Origin of the sequence: Rossellomorea vietnamensis (assembly GCF_025398035.1) — a bacterium.
GTDB lineage: Bacteria > Bacillota > Bacilli > Bacillales > Bacillaceae_B > Rossellomorea > Rossellomorea vietnamensis_B.
Map to the genome: position 1 here is coordinate 1,680,683 of NZ_CP104558.1, position 20,120 is coordinate 1,700,802.

The 20,120-nt window shown below is 45.1% G+C and carries 20 protein-coding genes; 9 read left to right on the forward strand and 11 right to left on the reverse strand.

The genetic code is table 11. The annotated features are described in order from the left end of the window. Positions 1 to 186: 186 nt before the first annotated feature. From N5C46_RS08655 to N5C46_RS08665, 3 genes are all read left to right on the forward strand, one after another. Positions 187 to 621, forward strand: coding sequence for an SRPBCC family protein (locus N5C46_RS08655; RefSeq protein WP_261751696.1), 435 nt, complete (start codon positions 187 to 189; stop codon positions 619 to 621). Then, positions 622 to 945 (forward strand): ArsR/SmtB family transcription factor, encoded by a 324-nt coding sequence (locus N5C46_RS08660; protein ID WP_261751697.1) that lies wholly within the window; start codon positions 622 to 624, stop codon positions 943 to 945. 147 nt (positions 946 to 1,092) lie between these two features. After that, complete coding sequence (locus tag N5C46_RS08665; protein WP_261751698.1) at positions 1,093 to 2,571, forward strand: flavin monoamine oxidase family protein; 1,479 nt, start codon at positions 1,093 to 1,095, stop codon at positions 2,569 to 2,571. 42 nt (positions 2,572 to 2,613) lie between these two features. On the opposite strand, the gene N5C46_RS08670 is transcribed toward N5C46_RS08665, so the two are convergent. Together N5C46_RS08670 and N5C46_RS08675 are read right to left on the reverse strand one after the other, a co-directional pair. Further along, positions 2,614 to 2,979 carry a permease gene (locus N5C46_RS08670; RefSeq protein WP_261751699.1) on the reverse strand — a complete coding sequence of 122 codons (366 nt, stop codon included), beginning with the start codon at positions 2,977 to 2,979 and terminating at the stop codon, positions 2,614 to 2,616. Then, positions 2,976 to 3,188 carry a helix-turn-helix transcriptional regulator gene (locus N5C46_RS08675; protein ID WP_261751700.1) on the reverse strand — a complete coding sequence of 71 codons (213 nt, stop codon included), beginning with the start codon at positions 3,186 to 3,188 and terminating at the stop codon, positions 2,976 to 2,978. The genes N5C46_RS08670 and N5C46_RS08675 overlap by 4 nt, the downstream gene beginning before the upstream one ends. A 148-nt stretch (positions 3,189 to 3,336) precedes the next feature. Here N5C46_RS08675 and N5C46_RS08680 point away from each other — a divergent pair, with 148 nt between their 5' ends. Further along, complete coding sequence (locus N5C46_RS08680; RefSeq protein WP_261751702.1) at positions 3,337 to 4,314, forward strand: DUF4003 domain-containing protein; 978 nt, start codon at positions 3,337 to 3,339, stop codon at positions 4,312 to 4,314. A gap of 50 nt (positions 4,315 to 4,364) precedes the next feature. Here the strand turns inward: N5C46_RS08680 and N5C46_RS08685 are convergent, their stop codons facing one another. Beyond that, a complete protein-coding gene (locus tag N5C46_RS08685; protein ID WP_261751703.1) occupies positions 4,365 to 5,300 on the reverse strand; it encodes an NADP-dependent oxidoreductase in 936 nt (311 codons plus the stop codon). A 188-nt stretch (positions 5,301 to 5,488) separates the two neighbouring features. Between N5C46_RS08685 and N5C46_RS08690 the strand changes: the two genes are divergently transcribed. Beyond that, positions 5,489 to 6,907, forward strand: a complete 1,419-nt coding sequence (locus N5C46_RS08690; RefSeq protein WP_261751704.1) for an NAD-dependent succinate-semialdehyde dehydrogenase — start codon at positions 5,489 to 5,491, stop codon at positions 6,905 to 6,907. 45 nt (positions 6,908 to 6,952) lie between these two features. Here the strand turns inward: N5C46_RS08690 and N5C46_RS08695 are convergent, their stop codons facing one another. Next, complete coding sequence (locus N5C46_RS08695; RefSeq protein WP_261751705.1) at positions 6,953 to 7,126, reverse strand: hypothetical protein; 174 nt, start codon at positions 7,124 to 7,126, stop codon at positions 6,953 to 6,955. A 327-nt stretch (positions 7,127 to 7,453) separates the two neighbouring features. On the opposite strand from N5C46_RS08695, the gene brnQ reads away from it, so the two are divergent. Further along, positions 7,454 to 8,752, forward strand: coding sequence for a branched-chain amino acid transport system II carrier protein (gene brnQ / locus N5C46_RS08700; protein ID WP_261751706.1), 1,299 nt, complete (start codon positions 7,454 to 7,456; stop codon positions 8,750 to 8,752). 65 nt (positions 8,753 to 8,817) lie between these two features. Here the strand turns inward: brnQ and N5C46_RS08705 are convergent, their stop codons facing one another. Together N5C46_RS08705 and N5C46_RS08710 are read right to left on the reverse strand one after the other, a co-directional pair. Further along, positions 8,818 to 9,276, reverse strand: a complete 459-nt coding sequence (locus N5C46_RS08705; RefSeq protein ID WP_261751707.1) for a GNAT family N-acetyltransferase — start codon at positions 9,274 to 9,276, stop codon at positions 8,818 to 8,820. 120 nt (positions 9,277 to 9,396) lie between these two features. Beyond that, positions 9,397 to 9,891: a lactoylglutathione lyase family protein gene (locus tag N5C46_RS08710; protein ID WP_261751709.1), complete on the reverse strand. Its 495-nt coding sequence runs from the start codon at positions 9,889 to 9,891 to the stop codon at positions 9,397 to 9,399. A gap of 133 nt (positions 9,892 to 10,024) precedes the next feature. On the opposite strand from N5C46_RS08710, the gene N5C46_RS08715 reads away from it, so the two are divergent. After that, the gene (locus N5C46_RS08715) at positions 10,025 to 10,357 is read left to right on the forward strand and encodes a winged helix-turn-helix transcriptional regulator (protein ID WP_261751710.1); all 333 of its coding nucleotides are present in this window, start codon (positions 10,025 to 10,027) and stop codon (positions 10,355 to 10,357) included. A 74-nt stretch (positions 10,358 to 10,431) separates the two neighbouring features. Here the strand turns inward: N5C46_RS08715 and N5C46_RS08720 are convergent, their stop codons facing one another. The 3 genes from N5C46_RS08720 to N5C46_RS08730 all read right to left on the reverse strand — a co-directional run bounded on the left by N5C46_RS08720 (position 10,432) and on the right by N5C46_RS08730 (position 16,470). After that, positions 10,432 to 11,049 (reverse strand): LysE family translocator, encoded by a 618-nt coding sequence (locus N5C46_RS08720; RefSeq protein WP_261751711.1) that lies wholly within the window; start codon positions 11,047 to 11,049, stop codon positions 10,432 to 10,434. Positions 11,050 to 11,233: 184 nt separating this feature from the next. After that, entirely contained in the window at positions 11,234 to 15,781 is a 4,548-nt protein-coding gene (locus N5C46_RS08725) for an FtsX-like permease family protein (RefSeq protein ID WP_261751712.1), read from the reverse strand. Continuing rightward, entirely contained in the window at positions 15,778 to 16,470 is a 693-nt protein-coding gene (locus tag N5C46_RS08730; RefSeq protein ID WP_261751713.1) for an ABC transporter ATP-binding protein, read from the reverse strand. The genes N5C46_RS08725 and N5C46_RS08730 overlap by 4 nt, the downstream gene beginning before the upstream one ends. 201 nt (positions 16,471 to 16,671) lie before the next feature. Here N5C46_RS08730 and N5C46_RS08735 point away from each other — a divergent pair, with 201 nt between their 5' ends. After that, positions 16,672 to 17,028 carry a DUF488 domain-containing protein gene (locus N5C46_RS08735; protein ID WP_261751714.1) on the forward strand — a complete coding sequence of 119 codons (357 nt, stop codon included), beginning with the start codon at positions 16,672 to 16,674 and terminating at the stop codon, positions 17,026 to 17,028. Between the two features lie 50 nt (positions 17,029 to 17,078). Here N5C46_RS08735 and N5C46_RS08740 read toward each other — a convergent pair whose 3' ends face one another. Together N5C46_RS08740 and N5C46_RS08745 are read right to left on the reverse strand one after the other, a co-directional pair. Then, entirely contained in the window at positions 17,079 to 17,798 is a 720-nt protein-coding gene (locus N5C46_RS08740; protein ID WP_336275561.1) for a sulfite exporter TauE/SafE family protein, read from the reverse strand. Further along, positions 17,795 to 18,832: a TDT family transporter gene (locus N5C46_RS08745; RefSeq protein ID WP_261751715.1), complete on the reverse strand. Its 1,038-nt coding sequence runs from the start codon at positions 18,830 to 18,832 to the stop codon at positions 17,795 to 17,797. Before N5C46_RS08745 ends, N5C46_RS08740 begins: the two co-directional genes overlap by 4 nt. Positions 18,833 to 19,240: 408 nt before the next feature. On the opposite strand from N5C46_RS08745, the gene N5C46_RS08750 reads away from it, so the two are divergent. Then, a complete protein-coding gene (locus tag N5C46_RS08750; protein WP_261751716.1) occupies positions 19,241 to 20,017 on the forward strand; it encodes a halocin C8 precursor-like protein in 777 nt (258 codons plus the stop codon). The last annotated feature ends 103 nt before the right edge of the window (positions 20,018 to 20,120 follow it).

Sequence of the window (20,120 nt, forward strand, 5' to 3'; positions counted from 1 at the left end):
GTTATGACCGGTTATATTCTATTCGATAATTATTAGCTCCTATGCTAATACTAATCTTTACCAAGACACTACTTCTACACTCTTTCACCTATTTCCTCTTTTCGTTGACACGAAACCATATGGTGTTATATCATTAAAACGAAACCAATTGGTGTTATTTTCAATCACAGAAAGCAGGCGAGAAATATGAAATCAAATCAAAGCAATCAACTTCAAGATATTACCCAAACCGTCCTCTTCAATGCCCCCATTCAAAAGGTATGGGACACGGTCTCCACTTCAGAAGGCATATCTACATGGTTCATGCCGAATGATTTTCAACCAGAAGAGGGATACGACTTCCATATCCAGTCCCCTTTCGGCCCGTCTCCCTGTAAGGTATTGGAAGTGGATGCTCCTCATAAGCTGTCCTTTTCCTGGGATACGGATGGCTGGTTCGTCACATTTCTATTAAAAGAGGTCGGGACACAAACCGAGTTCACGCTGATTCATGGTGGCTGGAAGCATGATGATGCGGTTGTTTCTAAACCGAACGAAAAAAGCTCCGTTATACGGGAACGTATGGAGAACGGCTGGGTCGGCATAGTGGACCAGCGCCTTCGGAAGGTTGTGGAGGAATAAGTGTCCGCGGTTAAACATGACGTATTCCAGGCGATCGCAGACCCTACCCGCCGGGAAGTGCTTCGCCTTCTTTCGGAAAAAGAAATGCCGATTTCGGCTCTGACTTCCCACTTTCCCATGAGCCGGACCGCCATTGCAAAGCATCTTGCCATCCTGACAGAAGCCGAGTTGGTTTCAGGGGAAAAAATCGGCAGAGAAAAAATCTATCGCCTCCAGCCTGAACCCCTCGCAGAACTAAAGGACTGGTTAGCCTATTACGAACAGTTCTGGAGCAATAAACTGACCAAGCTGAAATACGTTTTGGAAAATAATAATGAAGAATAGCGAAGAGGGACGTACCTTTAGATTCACGGTCCGTCCCTGTTTATTTTTTACAAATTAGAGATTTGGAACTACGTCTTCCCCGTCTATTCATCTTCCCCTCTAACATATATATAGATAATGCAGCTTCGCCTTAAGGGGGAGAACGAATTGGGAAATAGAGCTGATGATCATCATTATGGTGATCTTTCTTATCCGGATGATATGGTTTCAATCGTTAACAATGGATTGACTCCTACACAAAAACAAAAGAACATAATCATCATCGGGGCTGGCATGGCGGGATTGGTTGCAGGTTCCTTATTGAAAAAGGCGGGTCATTCCGTTACCATCCTTGAAGGAAGTGACCGGATTGGAGGAAGGGTCTATACGCTGAGAAAACCTTTTTCAGAAGGCCAATACCTGGATGTAGGAGCCATGCGATTTCCAGAAACCCATGATTTAGTATTTGAATATATTCGTAAATTCAACTTACCGACCAATGAGTTCATCAATAAGAGCGATCTATATCTCGTAAATGGAGTTCAAACGACAGATTCCAACTACAACTCAAATCCAGGTATCTTCAAGTACCCTTTCCCCCCTGAGGAACAAGGCAAAACAGCCATCGAATTATTATCCTCTGCCGTCAAACCTTTTTTAGACTTGTACGAAAAAGCAAGCCCAGAGGAACAGGAACGGTTACGGTTGAAGTTTGATCATTATTCTTTCGATGTTTTCTTGCGGTTCAATCCAATCGGAACGTCCCTTTCTCCCGAAGCCATCCGTATCGTAAAGGTCATCCTCGGTATAGAAGGGTTTCCCGAGCTATCATTCGTTGATATTCTTCTTGATATTGTCCGAACGGTCTTTAATGATAAATTAAAGTTTTATGAAATAGATGGTGGAAACGATAAGCTTCCCTACTCTTTCTTGCCGGAGCTTCATCAGAATATCTTCTACTCCCAAAAGGTCCATGGAATTGTTCAGAAGGATGACGGCGTTGAGGTCATCACAAGAGATCGCACGACAAACCGTTACCACCGCTTTCTGGGGGACTATACCATCGTGACGGTCCCTTATTCTGTATTTCAATTCATTGATGTCCAGCCCCACGAATCCATCTCCTTTCAGAAATGGAAGGCGATACGGGAGCTCAATTATGTCTCATCTGTGAAAATTGGGTTGGAGTTCAAATCGAAGTTCTGGGAAACCATCAACATAGGCAATATCATAACAGATCTTCCTATCCGATATACGTACCGTCCAAGCCATGGGATCGGGGTCGCTGGTCCCGGTGTCATGCTCGGGAGTTACAGCTGGGGACAGAATGCCAATCTGTGGAACTGCTTGCCTGAAGACGAGCGGATACGTGAAGCACTTCAGGGACTGTATAAAATATACGGAGATCAAGTGTACAAAGAATTTTCAAAAGGTGCCTCTTACAGTTGGGGGGAAAACCAATTCTCTGCCGGATGCTTTACCCTATTCGCCCCGAACCAGGCTACGGACTTTTCCGATTCCCTGTACTTACCGGAACACCGCATCCACTTTGCCGGAGAACACACCTCCCCTTTCCACGGCTGGGTGGAAGGGGCAATTGAATCAGCCATACGTGCCGCCTATGAAGTCAACAAAAGAACGGATTGAAGAGAGGGACGGACCTTTGTTCCAAAGGTCCGTCCCTACTGTTTAGTATACTTTTGCCATAATCAACATGGAGATGAATACGGACATGATGGTAAGGCTGGTTATGACGTACATTAGATTCATAGCAGTTAGGTCAATCAGGCCAATCCCGAGAGTTGACATGATGATGATGAAAAAACCTAATATGGCAAAGTACGAGTAAAAGATTCCCTTTTCCCTGATCATCTTCATCCGCTCATCCTTCTCCTTGAACTGTGGATAAAGATAATACATGCAAAAGCTCATGACGGTCAAGGCCAGCGGATTAAGAGCGTAGTACGGAAATTTCCCTGCTGAGATGCCGATGAAAAACAAGAAAGCAGTCTGGAGTGCCATAATCCAACCAATAATTAGATAACTCTTCGTCACAATTTCTCCCCCTCTTTCTCTTCATAAACAAAAATCTCTTCAATAGACGCTTCAAATACTCTCGCTAACTGAAAAGCAAGATTCAAAGAAGGATCATACTTCCCCTTTTCAATTGAAATAATGGTTTGTCTTGATACTCCGAGTCTCGCAGCTAATCTTTCCTGTGAGTATCCAAATGTCTTTCGGTATTCTACCAATTTATTTTTCAAAGAGAGCTACCTCCTTATATTTCCACATGATATTGTAAAGGAAGCTTTACGTCAAGTGTCCTTTACATAATTCAAATGAAACTTTTTAATCATTCATACGTATTTCCTAATAAGGATTATAAATAGGGATGTGGGGATGTGGACACTTATGGAAGAAGTGATGAGCAAGCTTGAGGACTACCAAGAGATCTATTCGAAGTTAAAGAAACGTTTACGATGGAAAGTATCCGATTCACGATCACTGATGATGGTGGCTTCGTTGTATGTAACGAATAAACGTCCCTTTCACATCGATCGATTTATGGAAATCAGTGACTATATTAAGAATAACGTGGGAGCCTTTTCGACGTTAAAGCATGAAATCCGCTTCACTTTTGCGGCCATGCTCGATACACGTTTTGATGACTATCCATCTCGGTTCCATGAGTTTCTCTCTTTATATGATTCCTTGATCGGTGCTGGATTTTCAAGGGGATCGTTCTCCTATATCGCGGCTATGACGATGCTTTTTGATGGAGATAGGAAACAGGATTTCGCTGCGTACGGTATGGAAGTGTATAAAAAAATGAGGGATCAACACTTTTTTTTAACAGGACACAGTGATTACCCCTTTGCCTTGCTCCTCTCCCAACGGGAAGGAAATCAAGATGCCCTGATAGAAAAAATTGAGGGGTTCTATCATCAACTGAACTCAGCAGGATTTAGGAAAGGAAATGATCTGCAAAGTATGAGCCATATCCTATCCCTTCACTCTGAATGGTCTCAAGATGAGCTGGCTCAACGCTGCACTCACTTGTATGACACGTTTAAGCAAGTGGGCATCAAACCGAAAGCCATGTTCTATCCTCAAATCGCACTGCTTTCATTCGTGGACGAAGATCTTGCCCTGGTGAACCAGGTGAAGGATGTGTGGGAAGAATTGAACTCGAGCAAGGCTTTCAAGTGGCATAAAGACATCAACCTGATGATGGCCGTGAACATGCTCATCAGTGATAAGATCGAAAACAACGCTGTGATGCAAGTCAGTTTATCCACGGCAATTGAAACGCTCATCCAGGCACAGCAGGCGACAATGATAGCAACCGTTGCAGCTGTTTCGGTCACGACGGGTGGCGGGGATTCTTGAACATAAATAGAGGGACGGACCTTTGTTCCAAAGGTCCGTCCCTCCTATAATTATTTCACTTTAATCACGATTTTCCCTTTTGCGTGGTGCGTTTCACTGAGTGCGTGAGCGTCTTTTAACCCTTGTTCACTCAGTTCGAATGTTTCTCCGATCACGGGCTTTAATTGACCGGATTCGTAAAGGCCGGCAAGCTTTGAGAGCTGCTCACCTTTAGGATCAAGCCAAAGGAATTCGGCTTTCACGCCGTACTTAGCTGCTTCCTCCTCTTTCGGGGGCTCTGCAATCGATACGAGCTTTCCATTTTCCTTGAGGACTTTATAGCTGTTCGATTGAACCTCTCCGCCCATGGTATCCACCACCAGGTCGAAGCCTTGTAACACTTCACTGAAGTCTTCTTCTTTATAATTGATGAATTGATCGGCTCCCAATGATCGGACGAACTCCTCATTTTTTCCGCTTGCAGTTGTGGCGACATGCGCTCCGAAGCTTTTCGCAATCTGAATTGCAAAATTCCCTACTCCGCCGGATCCTGCGTGGATCAGCACCTTATCGCCTTCTTTGATTTCACCGAAGCCGACTAAGCACTGCCAGGCTGTCAATCCGGCCAGGGGAATCGCAGCCGCTTCTTCAAAGCTCATGCTTTCTGGCATTTTGGCAAGCAGTTCTTCATCTACTGCCACATACTCAGCATAAGTACCTTCCCTTGTCGTAGCCGGTCTTGCAAATACACGATCACCTACTTCGAATCCTTTTACATTTTTCCCTTTTTCAGCGATCACTCCCGCTGCATCCCATCCCAGGATGATGGGGAATTCAAAGTCCAGCATCTCTTTTAAATAGCCTGCCCTCACCTTCCAATCGATGGGGTTGATGGATGTAGCATGATTTTCGAGCAGTATTTGATGGTCCCCGATCACGGGCTTATCGACTTCTTTTTCCTGTAATACTTCTTTATCTCCATATTGATTGATGATGATGGCTTTCATTCAAGCGCCTCCCTATATTTTTTCATACGGTTTATGTTCCCTCTTCCTTAGGGTATTTAAACAATAGATAGCCCATCGGTATTTACACAGGATGTATTACTGGATTCTTCCCATTCACTATTGTAAATTTAAGACAAACTACATAGTCATAAGCATATGGGAATCTATCTTTCTAAAGGAGGAACACGATGCAACACTACAATCTCATCATCAATGGAGAACAAACCGGATCGGATCTTGACAAGAAAGAGGTAACCAATCCCGCAACATCGGAAGTGATCGCCACCATTCCCAATGGAGGTAAAAAAGAGGCTGTGAAGGCGGTGGATGCCGCTCATGAGGCATTCAAGGAATGGTCCCAATTCTCTGCTTACGAACGAAGTGAACTCATTCGAAAATGGTACGATCTTATTAATGAAAACAAAGAGGATCTTGCACGCACGATGACCATCGAGCAAGGAAAGCCTCTAAAAGAGGCACTCGGCGAAATTCAATATGCCAACGGATTCATCTCCTGGTACGCTGAAGAAGGAAAGCGGGTTTACGGAGAACAAATCCCTGCCACTCAGCGGAACAAGCGATTATTCGTCCATAAGCAGCCGGTCGGGGTCGTAGCCGTCATCACTCCGTGGAATTTCCCTGCGGCAATGATCACACGAAAGGTTGCACCGGCACTTGCCACCGGCTGTACGGTCGTGATCAAACCGGCCAATCAAACCCCTTTGACTGCATTAAAGATGGCTGCCCTTGCTGAAGAAGCGGGCATCCCGAAAGGCGTCGTAAACGTCGTGACAGGAGATTCGAAATCCATCGGGGAAGCGTGGATGCAAGACACACGCGTCCGGAAACTGACCTTCACAGGTTCAACGGAAGTTGGTAAGGTCCTGATGAAGGGATCAGCGGACACCGTCAAGAAAATATCCCTGGAACTCGGCGGTCATGCACCTGTCATCGTAATGGCCGACTCTGATCTAGAGAAAGCAGTCGATGGGGTCATTGCCTCAAAGTTCAGGAATGCCGGCCAAACCTGCGTCTGCTCCAATCGGATCTATGTCCATGAATCCATCGCAGATACTTTTTCTGAAAAACTGGTTGAAAAAGTGAAGGGACTGAGAGTCGGAAACGGGCTCGAAGAAGGCGTCGATATCGGTCCATTGATCGATGAGGATGCCATCGAGAAAGTCCGCAAGCATGTGGAAGATGCCGTAGACAAAGGAGCTTCCGTTGCCTACGGAGGAAAAGGAATAGAAGGGCTATATTTCGAACCGACCGTCTTGACGAACGTAAACGATGACATGCTGTGCATGAATGACGAAACATTCGGACCGGTCGCTCCGATCACCACCTTCAAAACCGAAGAAGAAGCCATCCAACGGGCCAATGACTCCATTTATGGCCTCGCTGCCTATGTGTTCACCGAGAATATCACGAAGGGAATCCGGATCAGTGAACAACTTGAGTACGGTATTGTCGGATTGAACGATGGGTTGCCATCGACCCCACAAGCTCCATTCGGAGGATTTAAGCAAAGCGGCCTCGGCCGTGAAGGCGGTCACCAGGGCATAGAAGAATTTTTGGAAGTGAAGTATATCTCCCTTGGATTGTAAGCACAAATCACAGACAAAGGCACGCATCCCCATGCGTGCCTTTGTCTATTTTTTTTGAAAACGCTCCTTGATTTCCCTGTATAGATACAGTGCCCCGGCCATTAGGAATAAGAAAATGATAAAATTCATATTTTCCGGTCCAGTAAACCCGTCAAACCCTTGCAAAAATAAGAATAGCATTCCGAAAGAAAGGTAGATTGCCGCTGCAACATGCTTCATGGAACCAGCTCCCCCTACTTTTTATATACATATTCCAGACTTGTTGCTTGCATAACTGAAGATAGTCAAGAAATTAACATTATAGTAGGAAAATTCATTGACGGCACAAATAGCCTGTGCTAGATTGTGAGTATTAATGAAATTTTAAAAAAGAAGAAAAGTATGAATATAGCAAATCTACTTTTGCATCCGAAAGTTTGGACCATACAGAATATGGTTAGTTATGCGAGTTCAGACTCGTCCCTGATCAGGGGGCGGGTTTTTTCATGTGTGATGTAAAATGTGACGGATGGCCTATCTGACGGTCATGAATTTGGAGGCGTGTTTATGAGAAAAAAAGATGTCCTGATTTCGGGGTTTATGCTTTTTTCGTTATTTTTTGGTGCAGGGAATTTAATCTTCCCGCCCTATCTCGGGATGGAATCCGGAACCCACTTTATAGCAGCGATTTCCGGATTTATTTTAACGGCAGTGTTCCTGCCTTTTTTGACGATCATTTCCGTATCCCTTTCAAAAAATGGATTATTATCGATTGGTGATCGGGTCCACCCTGTGTTCGGGATCGTTTTTGCCATCGTCATTTATATGTCCATCGGTGCTCTTTACGGAATCCCGAGGGCTTCCAATGTGGCGTACGAATTGGGATTTTTGCAGATCGTCAGTGTGGAAGGGCGGCTTCCCTTATTATTATTCTCGATCGCTTTCTTTGGGTTAACCTACTTGCTCACCATCAATCCTAAAAAAGTGATTGATCTCGTCGGACAATTCTTAACACCTATATTACTCTTAGTACTGGCTGTACTATGCGTACAGGCTTTTATCACGTTTGATTATACTGATGCAGAAGCAAGCGAGAAGTTCCAGTCAGCACCGTTCCTGAAAGGCTTCCTTGAAGGGTATTTTACGATGGACGCCGTGGCAGCCCTCGCTTTCGGCATTGTCATCATCAATGGATTGAAAGATAAAGGAGCTTCCGGTAAAAAAGAGCTGATCCGCGGAACCATCAGTGCCGGAATGATTGCCGCCATTGGACTCGTGATGGTGTATCTTTCCCTCGGGTGGATCGGACGCGTGATTCCCCATGAAGCACCTATCAGTAATGGCGCAGAAATACTTGTGTTAGCATCACAGCAACTATTTGGGTACAGCGGCAATCTCCTTTTTGGTTTAATTGTAATGATTGCCTGTTTGACGACATGCATCGGACTGATCAATGCGTGCGGGCGCTTTTTTCATGAGATTTATCCAAGATACTCCTATAAAGCATATGTACTGATTTTCATCCTGATCGGGATGGCCGTTACCAACCTGGGGCTGAATATGATCTTAAAGGTCGCCACCCCCCTGCTTGTTCTCATTTATCCCGTGGCGATAGTACTCGTAGCCCTTTCGCTCTTTCAGCACTTCTTCGGAGAAAGCAGAAGGATGTATGTATATGGTGTCAGCATAGCGGCGGTCTTTTCCTTATACGAAATGCTCGCAAGCCTCAACTTGAAAATGGAAGGAATCCAGGACGCACTGAGCGTTCTTCCACTGAGTACAAATGGACTCGCCTGGACCACCCCCACCCTATTGGCTGCCATCATCGGATACGGACTGGACCTCTTTCAAAAGAAAATCATTTGAGGGACGGACCTCTCATAAAAAAGCAGCAAGCGAATGTGACCTATCACATTTCCCTTGCTGCTTTTTTATATACTGGTCCGTTTTTGATAAACTTTCATGGAATCTCCACTGAGGCCAATGGCTTCTGTTAAATGAGTCCATCCGTATTTTTCATAATAGCCTTCGAGGTCAGTCGTCAGGTAAAGACTGTCGTACCCTTTTTTATGAGCTTCGCGGAGGGCATGGTCGAGGAGGGTCGAACCAAGCCCTTCCCCTCTCTGGTGAGGGTGAACATACAGACATGCAAACCATGGAAACAGGTCCTGACGGCTGTTGAGATCGTTTCTTAGTAAAGCGTACGTGCCGATGATGTCCCCCTCACGAACAACGATATAAAAACGGGGAAGATCCGCTTCCGTCTGACAGGAATGTAACATGCAGTCATGGTAGAACCTGTAATTATCCTCATTCCCCCATTGTCCCCAGAACACGTTCACTGCTTGTTCAAACATGCTTGAATCCTTATGTAATTCAATTATTTTCATTGCGTTTTTCCTCTCTCACTTATTGAATGTATCACTACTACATTCTTCATCCGTGACAGAAAACCTTTTTCCAAAATGAAAATGGCACGTTCAAGAATGAACGCGCCTTTTTTGCATCAATTAGTAAGCCCCATCGGAGTAGGTTAATTCATAGCTGTGGGAATAAATCTCGAAAATATTCCCGAATGGATCTTCCACATACACCATGCGGTACGGTTTTTCACCAGGATAATATTCACGGACCGGCATACGCTGCTTTCCTCCGTGCTGCTTGATCTTTTCGACCATGCCTTCTACATCGGGATCCTGGATACAGAAATGGAATAATCCCGTCTTCCAATACTCAAAGTTGTTCTCAGGTTTTTCATTGTGGGGGAATTCGAATAGCTCGATTCCGATTTTATCTCCTGTTGCCATATGGGCGATCCTGAACTTCTCCCAATCGTTCCCGAACACGTCGCGGCACATCTGACCGATGGCCGTGTCGTCATTTTCGACATCAGAAGGTTCCATGATGACATACCAGCCGAACACCTCTTGGTAAAATTTTATCGCCTTTTCAAGGCTTGGGACGGATAGTCCTATATGAGAAAATGATCTTGGATATGGTAACATCGTAAATGACTCCTCCTTCGTTTTGATTAGTTTCATCTAACACGACTTCATTATACGAAGATGAGCGGCTCTATGTAAGAATGCACTTTTTTGTGAGAAACTAACCTTTAGGTAAGAAAGGACTGGTTATGATATGGATACACCCACCGATCAGCACGGTAAACTGAAGTGTTCAATCGAGTACACATTGAGGAAAATCGGAGGGAAATGGAAGACCGTCATCCTCTGGCACCTCGGGACGGAGGGTACCCACCGGTACAATGAACTACGTCGTCTCCTGCCGGGTGTCGCCCACAAAGTACTGAGCCAGCAGCTGAAAGAACTCGAAGAAGAAGGATTCATCAACCGCACCCAGTACGACACCATCCCCCCTAAAGTCGAATACTCCATGACCGACCTCGGCATGACCCTCATGCCCATCCTCCAGCAGATGCATGAGTGGGGTAATGAGCATGGGGATTTTTAGAAGAGAGAGGGACGGACCTCCAAACGGGAATCTTATGTAAAGTAGAAATCCCTTTTGGAGGTCCGTCCCTCTGCTTATAACAGGTCAATCAAAAAGAGTACACTGAAGATTGTTAGGACGATGCCCGCTGTACGATTAATTAGTTTGAGTGAGTCAGGTCCGATCCTGCTGCTTATCCATCCACCCACGAATGCAAGTATCCCCCACCAAAGCGCAGATCCTGAAAATACTCCCGATACCACCGTCAAAGAGGTCAGGAAATCCTCAGGTCCCCCCACCCGAAACACCCCGAATATCGCGATAAATGCAAAAATAGTAAGGGGATTTGTGAGCGTTAATAAGAAAACGGATAAAAATCCTTTTACCGACGAAGGAGTGTCCGGTCCAACTGTGCCTAATGCCGGGGGTTGAGAGGTGAATGTCTTCCAACCCAACAGCAAAAGGAACACCCCACCCCATACTTGAATCCAGAACTGATGAGCCATGAGGAAGCCGGAAACGACCGTGAGCCCCATAACGGCAATCAACCCATATAAGGCATCTGCCGTGGCAGCTCCCAACCCTGATAAGAAACCTGTCCTCCTCCCATATGCCAGTGTCCTTTGAATGCATACGATCCCCACGGGTCCAACAGGTGCAGCAATGGCCACTCCTATCATAACGCTCTTGATAAACAATAATGCAGCAGTCATTGTTCCCTCTCCTTATTCTAAAGAAAACCAATCTGATTGTAGCAGAGAAAGTACTTCTTTATGAGAATCCAACACGATTGTCGATTTGTCCGGATGAAATGGTAATCACAATGAGGGACGGACCTCCAACAAATCCCTCAATGAATTCCAAGAGAACCGTTTGGAGGTCCGTCCCTCTCACTTTCTATTCAAGCCAACCTGTCAGGAATTCTTTTTGGCTGCCTTCATAGTATTCTTCGAAGAACTGTGCAAAGGTGTCTGAGTCAACATGTTTGAATTGATACTCTTTGTAGTAAGCCGCCAGGAAGTTCAACGCTTCCGTTCGGCCTCCATTATTCTCGAAGTAATCATTCAACAGGTTCGGGCCTTTTCCGTACACAGTTGAAACATAATTCCGCTGAAATTCATTGAGCGGGGTATTTAAGAACTTTTCCGGTTTCACCGTGTTCAACACTTGATTGGAAAAAGCAAACGCCTTTCCCTCGTCCTTATATGCATATGCGAGATAATAGGCGGATAGTAATTCCGCGAGACTTTCATCAAGCCATGCATCACGATAAGGATTGTTCGCCACTCCCTGATAGAACCATTGATGGGCGATTTCATGAAATAATGGATGTTCATATCCCTCGGGATCACCCGAAATTTCTACAATATTGGAGTATTCCATGTCCCCATTATTTGCAATGAGATCCAATTCACCCGTCGGATTCTCGCCGATGTTATCATGGTAAAAAAGGAAAGAATCTGCTGCTTTTTTGAGCACATCATCCATAATGGAATCTTGTTCTTTTTTCATAAAAGCCCGGATGGCCACGTTTCGATACATCCCGACTTTCACCTTTTCTGTTTTTTGTTCCCATTCATCGGGGTTGAGGAATGCGAGATAGAAATCCCGGATGCTGCTTCCTTCGATTTCCCCTTTATTCACCGGTTCTTCCGACGCATCTTCCCCGGAGCTTGCCACCAAATATTCCTCAGGAGTTTCAAAGGAAACACGATAATTTCCATAGGTTGTATCATAGGATTCGCCTTTCGGATCGAAAGGCTCTATATCCCAACCATCTTGATACGTCGCGAGCATCGGATACCACTGTGCAAGAAAGAAGTCTTCCCCTTTCTGAGATAACCGCAATCCTTCTTCCGGAAGTTTCAGACTGTAGTCGATACTGATCGATTTCGTTTCACCAGGCTGCAGCTTTTTGTCAAGGTCGACAAGGAGCTTATTCCCATTTAAGGAGTACTGAAGATTCTCGCCGGTACTGTTTATAGTGTGAATGTTGGTTTCCGCATGACCTTTAACGAAATCCGGTTTATTTTTTTCCGTAAATGCATTCGGAATGAAATAAAACCCAATATCCCGAAATGCTTCTTCTGAATGATTGGTCACCCTGATATCGGTTTCCACGCTCCAGTTTTTCTCTTTATCCAATTTTATCTTCATCGTATAATCCCCTGTTGCACCAGGGGAAACACCGGTTTTCTTCAACGTAAAAGGTTCCCTGCTTTTTCTCAAGTCTTCTCTCGTAAGTTCGGCCACTACATCTTTGGAATGATCAGGAATCCTTCCGCTTATCAGAAAGCGCTCATACTTCTCGGGCACTTCGAACGTCAATAAAGCCGTCACTCTACCTGGAAGCTTCAATCTTCCCCCACGGTAATTGAGTGCATCCACAATGTCCGTTTTCAATGGATAATACTTCTTCTCCTTTTCATCCAATAGGAAATAGGCACCTGGTTTGAATGAGAGGTTGCTTGAATTGGGATCACTATATTTAATATCCCAGGTGACAGGGATCGTGATGAGCTGATGTTTCTTTTTTGCCTTTAATTCCGGTGGCGTTTTACTAGGTGACTCAATAAGGATCGTTTGCTGATCAAGGTCCAGTTTTTCACCAAGCTCTGCCTGCTTTCCTGCAAGTTCTTTCGCTTTTAAAAATGCCAGGGGAGCATCCTCCTGTGGCCCAGCCTCCTCTTTCTTTACCGGTGCAAAGACCGACGTCGTTTTCCCTTCTGTTCCTTGTTCTTTCACGGGAGATGCCACTTTGGCGGTTTCAACTTTCTGCACTTCGGGAATTCCCTTCCCCACTAATGTCATGACACCGAGAAGGAGGATGACAGCTGCACCTGAAAGAATGTATTTGAATTGCTTTTCCACTTTCTTATCGTTGCTGTATCCTCCATTCAGTCCCTGATAAGGAGGAGTATTGGCAGCCTTCCCCGCAGGCAGGACGGCTGCGATGATCCCCGTGACAACCGGGATCGATAGGGCGGCCACATAGATCCACCAAAGGGTGAAAGGGAAGCTTCCGTAAACCTTCCAGACTAACGTAAAGGCAAAAAGCAGGCCGACGACACCGGCAAGCGCCCCTGAAAACATCCCTTCCAAAATGACAAGCATCCGGACGGTACCATTTTTCCAGCCAAGGGCTTTAAACACAGATATTTCGGGCTGTCTCTCCGCTACATTCTGCCAGATGATTTCAGCCGTAGTCAGGATGGCGATCGAGAGGGCGATCCCCATTGCCACATAATGCATCGTACTGACTTCCATGGCCACGTACTCCCCTAACCAGGTCGTATACATGACTCCTTTCAATCGAAAGGTGATGAATAAGTAAAAGACAAGAAGCCCCGTCGGCAGACCCATTGAAACGACGGATAAAACGGTCCGTTTCCACCTGGACACCATTGAATTGATGGCCATTCCGACCACTGATTCGGACCTTGCCACCCGTTTGTGTTTCATGGAGATTTCCCCTGATCGCATCGCTTCGTATGGTCTGATTTTTTTCACAAGATAGGCGGGAATGAGTGCACCCGCGGTATAAATCGTCAGTCCGATCAATCCGATGAGGGCGACTCGAATATAGGATGTTTCCAGTTCGCTTGTTACTGAAAACCATGCCAGTATGAGCCAGCTGATAAAAGAAACGACCATACCCAGCAATAGCGCTTCAAGGAGAAGGAGCCTTGAAAGCTGATTCGGACGCCAGCCCAATGAAAGCAAAACGGCAAACTCCTTTTTCCTCGCATACATCATGATGAGATTCGATGAAAACACATACACAATCGCGACCAGGATGACGCTCCCCACTACTCCTGACACCCCTAGCTTTGCTTCTTTAAAAATCGTGATCGAGGAACCGATCTTAATCCATGGCTGTTCGATCCAGCCAAAGCCCTTTTCCCCCTGAATGCCCGGGATATGAGTCAAAGCAGGCTGAGGGGAGGAACCTAACGTGACATCCACGATCAAACCTGTTTCCTCTTCGATTTCTTTTGCCACTTTTTGAAGGGCGGCTTCACTATCTTCATTGAAGCTGTCGACCCCCTTCACGTTGACACGTATCGCTGAGATGGGTTTATCCCCCAGAACATGAGCCGCCGCATCCAGTGTCGTCAACATCAAAGGGGGCTTCGTCAGGAAACCATAAGGATTGTTTGCAGGTTTCATCGTGACGGGTGGATTGATGGGATCCCCTTTCTCATCTACTACCCAGCTGGCTTTCGAAGGAAAGTACGTTTCGACGGGCAGCTCCGTCAAGGGGTCTTTTGAAATGGCCAGCTTCTGGGCATCAAAGATTCCGATAAAGTCCAGTCGAAGCCGCGGCCAGCTTGAGCTATCCTCTCCGAACGATTCAACCGGCCTGTACGCCTGATCGACTGCCAGAAGAGAATCCTCCGGTAAGCTGTATGGTTCCACTTCATAACTGAAAGCCCATCTTTCCCGAAATGGGCTCGTCACCGGCTTGTATTCCACCGGCGACGGCTTGAAGGCCATCCAGCTCATACCTCCCAAACCTGATTCGAAACTTGGGTTCATGACGGAATTGACAATTTTTTCGTGCGCTTCCTTTGTCGTGAAACTTCTTTCTTCCACGACACTTCCTGTTTGCTCCTCTAAATATTTCTCCCCGCCATTCTTCTTCACTTTTTCCATCGTTGCACCCTGTTGATCGGGATCGAATGGCATATCGAGCTTTTCCACTGTATAGTGTATTTCCCCATCAACGAATTCACGGTTGCTTAAAATGACCGGTATGGAAATATCGTTCAGGTTGCCTTCCAGTGGTATATCCATGACCTCGTCATTCTCTGAAAAATACCGGCTCCCTTTTCCAGCCACCATAGCATTGTCGAGTCCGACAAGCTTCGCTTCCTGTTCGGGATCGATCCCTGCAACGAGGACCTGTGTACCGTAGGATAACTCACCTATTGACTCACCAACCCCATAAGCCCGGTCCATCGAATACTGTCCGCCCCCGACTGTAAAATAATAGTTCCCGTCGTTAATCTCCTCTTTCGCCCCGGTCTGAACCGTTTCTTTTTGATTCAACCGGTAAATTCCCGGCTCTGTTATGTTCACCTCTCCCATTTGAACGTCATTGAATACATACCCCATCACAGAGATGGGTGCTGCAATCTTGACATCATCCATTCCCTTGATGGTTTCATATTGTTCCAGAGTGATGCCCCCGTCGAGTCCACTCAAATAGTTCGGTTCCAATAGATTCATATCTTCTGTGACACTTCTGGAGTCAGGCGGCCTCACAACCATGTGATAGGAAGATTTCCACCTTTTCTGCAGTTCATTCACAATCGTGCCATTGTTGGTTTGCGTCATCCCGACGAGATAACTCAGTCCGACACTTAAAAGCAGGACTCCGATGATTAGCAGGATGAACCGCTGCTTGTTGCGCCACCACGTATTCCATATAAAGCGGATCACAGGGCTCCCACCATCCGATCAGATAGAATCCTGCCATCCTTCATTTCAATGATTCGATCCGCTTTCTCGGCAAGCTCTGAGTCATGAGTGACAAAGATGACCCCACAGCCTTTTTCCTGATTGAGTGATTTTATGATATGAAAGATAAGCTCCCCTGTTTCCGTATCCAGGTTGCCTGTTGGTTCATCTGCCAGCAGCCACTTAGGCTCATGTACCAAAGCCCTTGCAATGGCGACCCTCTGCTGCTGTCCGCCTGATAGTTGTGAAGGAAGGGAATGTAGCTTATCACCAAGCCCTATGGATTCCAGCAATTCTTTCGCCCGCTGTTTTTTATCATACGGAACTTTCCTTGAGAAAAGGGGTGCCATCACATTCTCCAATGCTGTCATCGTAGGGATCAAATGGAATTGTTGAAAGATGAAACCGATGTTCTCAAACCGGAAATCCGCCATCTCCCTCTGACTGAATTCCGTTACATCCTTTGACTCAAATAAGATATTTCCACCTGTCGGACGGTCCAACGTTCCGATCACGCTCAATAACGTTGACTTTCCCGAACCGGATGACCCTACCACAGAAACAAATTCCCCTTGTTGAAATTCGGCCGTTACATTCAATAAAGCATGCGTCTCTACACCTTCACCTTTATATATCTTAGATACCCCATCAACCTTGACTCCATTAACCATCCAAAAGCCCCCTGATTTTTGAATTTTTTAACAATTATAACAGAAATACTACAAATGCATGACAAATATTTGAAAACATATGAGGGACGGACCTTGTTGTTCGGATGACGGCGCTATAGGTAGGGAGGATTTTACGTAGATTTCTAAACATTGCTTCTTCCCCCATTGCCCTTTATCCTGAGAATAGAAGGAGGGTTTACAATGTCTATCATTTTGAAACGAATCTATGATGAACCTCCCCGGTTAGGAGGTCACCGAATCCTGATCGACCGTGTCTGGCCCCGTGGAATATCGAAAGAAGATGCAGATCTTGAGGAGTGGATGAAAGAAATCACACCCAGTCCCGCTTTACGGAAGTGGTTTAACCACGACCCCGAAAAGTTCGAGAAGTTCAAACAAGCCTATAAAGACGAACTCCATCAAGATGAAGTAAAACAAAAAAAACTGCGGGAACTGAAGGAAATGTCAGAGAACGAACGCGTAGTCCTTCTCTACGGAGCAAAAGATGAGAAACACAACCATGCCGTCGTGCTTAAAGAAGTCCTGGAGGATATGTAAGAGGGACGGACCTCTACATCAGCAACATTCGCTGGTTGAAGGTCCGTCCCTCAAATAATACTTTCTATTAAAAGATAGATGCCTGTAAATAAGAGGAGTACGTAGGTAACGATTTGAAAGAGTTTTTGATTGATTTTGCTGAATAATGCTTGTCCTGTGATTAAGCCAACAGCTACCACGGGTAATGCTTGCAAGCTTGATTTCCAAACGGTCAGAGTCGTTCCAGCCACTTCCACCTGGATCCCTAGACTGACGAGATAGATGAACAAATAAAAGGCAAGTGTCGTTCCCCGAAGTTTCTCTTTCTTTGTCCCGGTGCCTGAGAAATACAGAAGCAGAGGCGGCCCTGGCATACCGATACTCGTGGTCAGCACACCTGACAATCCCCCTGCCAGAAAGTCCCGGGCAGGCGACTGCCTGATGCGGAATTTCAAGATAAGTAAAATCGTGAGCAGTATGATGACCAGGCTGATCATTACCTTTAGGAAACTCATATCAATAAGAGTAAAAACCACTATTCCCACGAATAAGCCGGGCATGCTCCCGATTACAAACCTTTTTACCAGTGAAGAGTCAATATCCCGCCTGATTTTCACAATCAGTGCCAAAGAAATCACAAGGGATAAGATCAAATTAATCTGAATCGCTTCTTTAGGAGGATACAAGAGCAGTAGAAAAGGAGTAGCCATGATGGAAAATCCAAACCCGGTACTGGTCTGCAAGATGGATGCACATAAAATGATCACCATAAACAAGATGAAAGTACTCAAGACACACGCTCCTTACTCTTACTATCAAGCAAAGATCGATTTGATCCCACCCATAAACCCATTTCGGCTATGAGAAACAGACTCACAATCCACGCCCAAACATGCAAAAACTCCTCATGAAACGGATAAAAGCTATTCAAATAATAAGGATTATCATGCATGGTCATCGTAAAGGCATAGAACATCCCAAAGGTGAAGTTCCGCGACCACTGACTAACATGATAGGTAAAAATCCCCTTTTCCCACCCGAGTTTCCGAACCCGCTTGGCTGCTCTCACCATTTCCAGCCATTCCACCCCTATCAGAAGGACAAATACAACCAGCCAAAACACCATCATAATCCTTCCGGACAGCAACTCAGATGAAACGATGGCAAGGCCCGTAATGGATAAAGCACCGTGAATGATACAGTTCGTACTCGGCCAATCCTCCACGAGCGTCCAACGGTTTCCCCTGCCATAACGAACGATTATCAGTGCCAGCCCAATCACATAAAAAAAGGTTCCCAGTGATATCGCCCCAACCAGCAATCCCTCCGGAAGAGAAGGATAAAGCTTCACCCAAAAAATCACCACCGACTGGGTGGCGACGGTAGCCAGTAACACGACACCATGAATGGAGTGGGCTGTCGGCCGTTTCATCAACTCTTTAAACTGGTAGACGCAGCTTGCCATAAAACCGAGCCACATCAGTGTATTGAATAGCATGACAACTTGAACCGCCACGCTCAGATCAGGAAAATATTTGACAGCCACATTACTCAAGACCGAAATACCTGCAACCCATGATCCCATGACGAATGAAGGTACGGGCTTCGATAGTAAAAGAACTCTATCTGATTTAGATAACAACTGCTTAATAAGAGATTTATATATAAAGGCAGCCAGCCCAATCAAGGAAACACTCAGTATTTTTGCCGTCATGTGGTTCACCCATGTAAAGGCATCAATGCTAGCATAAAGAAAAATTCCAATAGCCATAATGATGGCACCAGAAGCTGGATCGATGCGGTTATTGTTTTCTTCAGTCTTCATCTTAATACCTTAGAGACCTCCCTTCTCCCTGTTGGAACGAGGGAGCCAAATGAAAATCCCTGCACCTCGTATTCTTATCCACAATCCTTCCTCCTACACTCAAAATATCAACTATATAAGTTTAACATTTCTCAATGAAAAAGAGGGACGGACCTCCAATAAGCAATAAAACCATTTGGTTCATTGCGAATTGGAGGTCCGTCCCTCACTTAAAAAAAATATAAATCTACCAAATAAAGGTTTTATTTTCCTTTATATGGGTACTTTCTAAAAGACTTTTAAGAAAGGGGATGCCCTATGTTTGAATCAACGGTTGAATTAGTCATCGTATTGTTTTTGTTTATTTATTCAATCATCACGACCCTCATGATAATTAAAAATCGCAAAAAATAAGGGGAGGAAATAATTTTGAGCAAAAAATTCCGAAATAATTTAAGCATGTTGGTAATGATCGCTGTCCTTGTAACATCTTCTGTCTTTAGTTTCACTGGAAAAGCGGGTGCAGAAGAGCCCTTGTTCACAAAGGGAGAATCCAACGTAGATAATCAGGAATTTAATCACATCCGTAACTCCTTAAAAAAGACGGAAGAATATCAGTTGTACAAGACAACCTCTAAAATCAACTCCATCTCAACCGATCAAATTGTCATTAACACAGTGGAAGGAACAAAAGGAAAAATAGCGTATATCGAATTCATATTCGGTAAATTCACAAGTAAGAGCAATGGTTTGGCATATGTGCAGTTCACCTATGATACAAAAGCTGAAAAAGTCATTTCTCACCAAGATCTTTTTGCCCAAAAGGTTGATGATGAAAATATAAACTTAAAAATGCTTTACCACTTTAACCACAATCAAAAGGAGATTTATGATGTAACAATCGATAAAGACGGGCTGCTTTTTGATAAGGACGGGTTGGAAATAAGCCAGGAAGATTTCCTTTCGAATGGACAGCTGAACATTAAGTCATTGACTACTCCAAATGGTCAAGATGAGATTGGGGCACTCGGTTTCTGCGAGTATGCTGTAGCAGGTCTCTGCGGAACAGGCGGAGGAGTTGCGTGTTACGGTGTAGCGGCGGCACTTGGTATTACCACGGGTCTTGGTGGACTTGGATTAGCTGCAGTATGTTCATTAATTGGAAGCTTAGGTTGTGCAGCAGCTTCCGATCAGATTTGTGGCTAAACTATCAATAATATAGTTTTTATCATTTCGTTTATGACCAATGTAGCATCTACAAAAGAAAAAAGTGTCAGTTTAGCAGTTTTCAAACTAAACTGACACTTTT

Coding starts and splice junctions, on each gene's coding strand:
- brnQ (WP_261751706.1), top strand. CDS start 7,454: ATGAGAAAAAAAGATGTCCTGATTTCGGGGTTTATGCTTTTTTCGTTA.
- N5C46_RS08705 (WP_261751707.1), bottom strand. CDS start 9,276: ATGAAAATAATTGAATTACATAAGGATTCAAGCATGTTTGAACAAGCA.
- N5C46_RS08685 (WP_261751703.1), bottom strand. CDS start 5,300: ATGAAAGCCATCATCATCAATCAATATGGAGATAAAGAAGTATTACAG.
- N5C46_RS08680 (WP_261751702.1), top strand. CDS start 3,337: ATGGAAGAAGTGATGAGCAAGCTTGAGGACTACCAAGAGATCTATTCG.
- N5C46_RS08730 (WP_261751713.1), bottom strand. CDS start 16,470: ATGGTTAATGGAGTCAAGGTTGATGGGGTATCTAAGATATATAAAGGT.
- N5C46_RS08715 (WP_261751710.1), top strand. CDS start 10,025: ATGGATACACCCACCGATCAGCACGGTAAACTGAAGTGTTCAATCGAG.
- N5C46_RS08735 (WP_261751714.1), top strand. CDS start 16,672: ATGTCTATCATTTTGAAACGAATCTATGATGAACCTCCCCGGTTAGGA.
- N5C46_RS08695 (WP_261751705.1), bottom strand. CDS start 7,126: ATGAAGCATGTTGCAGCGGCAATCTACCTTTCTTTCGGAATGCTATTC.
- N5C46_RS08655 (WP_261751696.1), top strand. CDS start 187: ATGAAATCAAATCAAAGCAATCAACTTCAAGATATTACCCAAACCGTC.
- N5C46_RS08720 (WP_261751711.1), bottom strand. CDS start 11,049: ATGACTGCTGCATTATTGTTTATCAAGAGCGTTATGATAGGAGTGGCC.
- N5C46_RS08690 (WP_261751704.1), top strand. CDS start 5,489: ATGCAACACTACAATCTCATCATCAATGGAGAACAAACCGGATCGGAT.
- N5C46_RS08745 (WP_261751715.1), bottom strand. CDS start 18,832: ATGAAGACTGAAGAAAACAATAACCGCATCGATCCAGCTTCTGGTGCC.
- N5C46_RS08710 (WP_261751709.1), bottom strand. CDS start 9,891: ATGTTACCATATCCAAGATCATTTTCTCATATAGGACTATCCGTCCCA.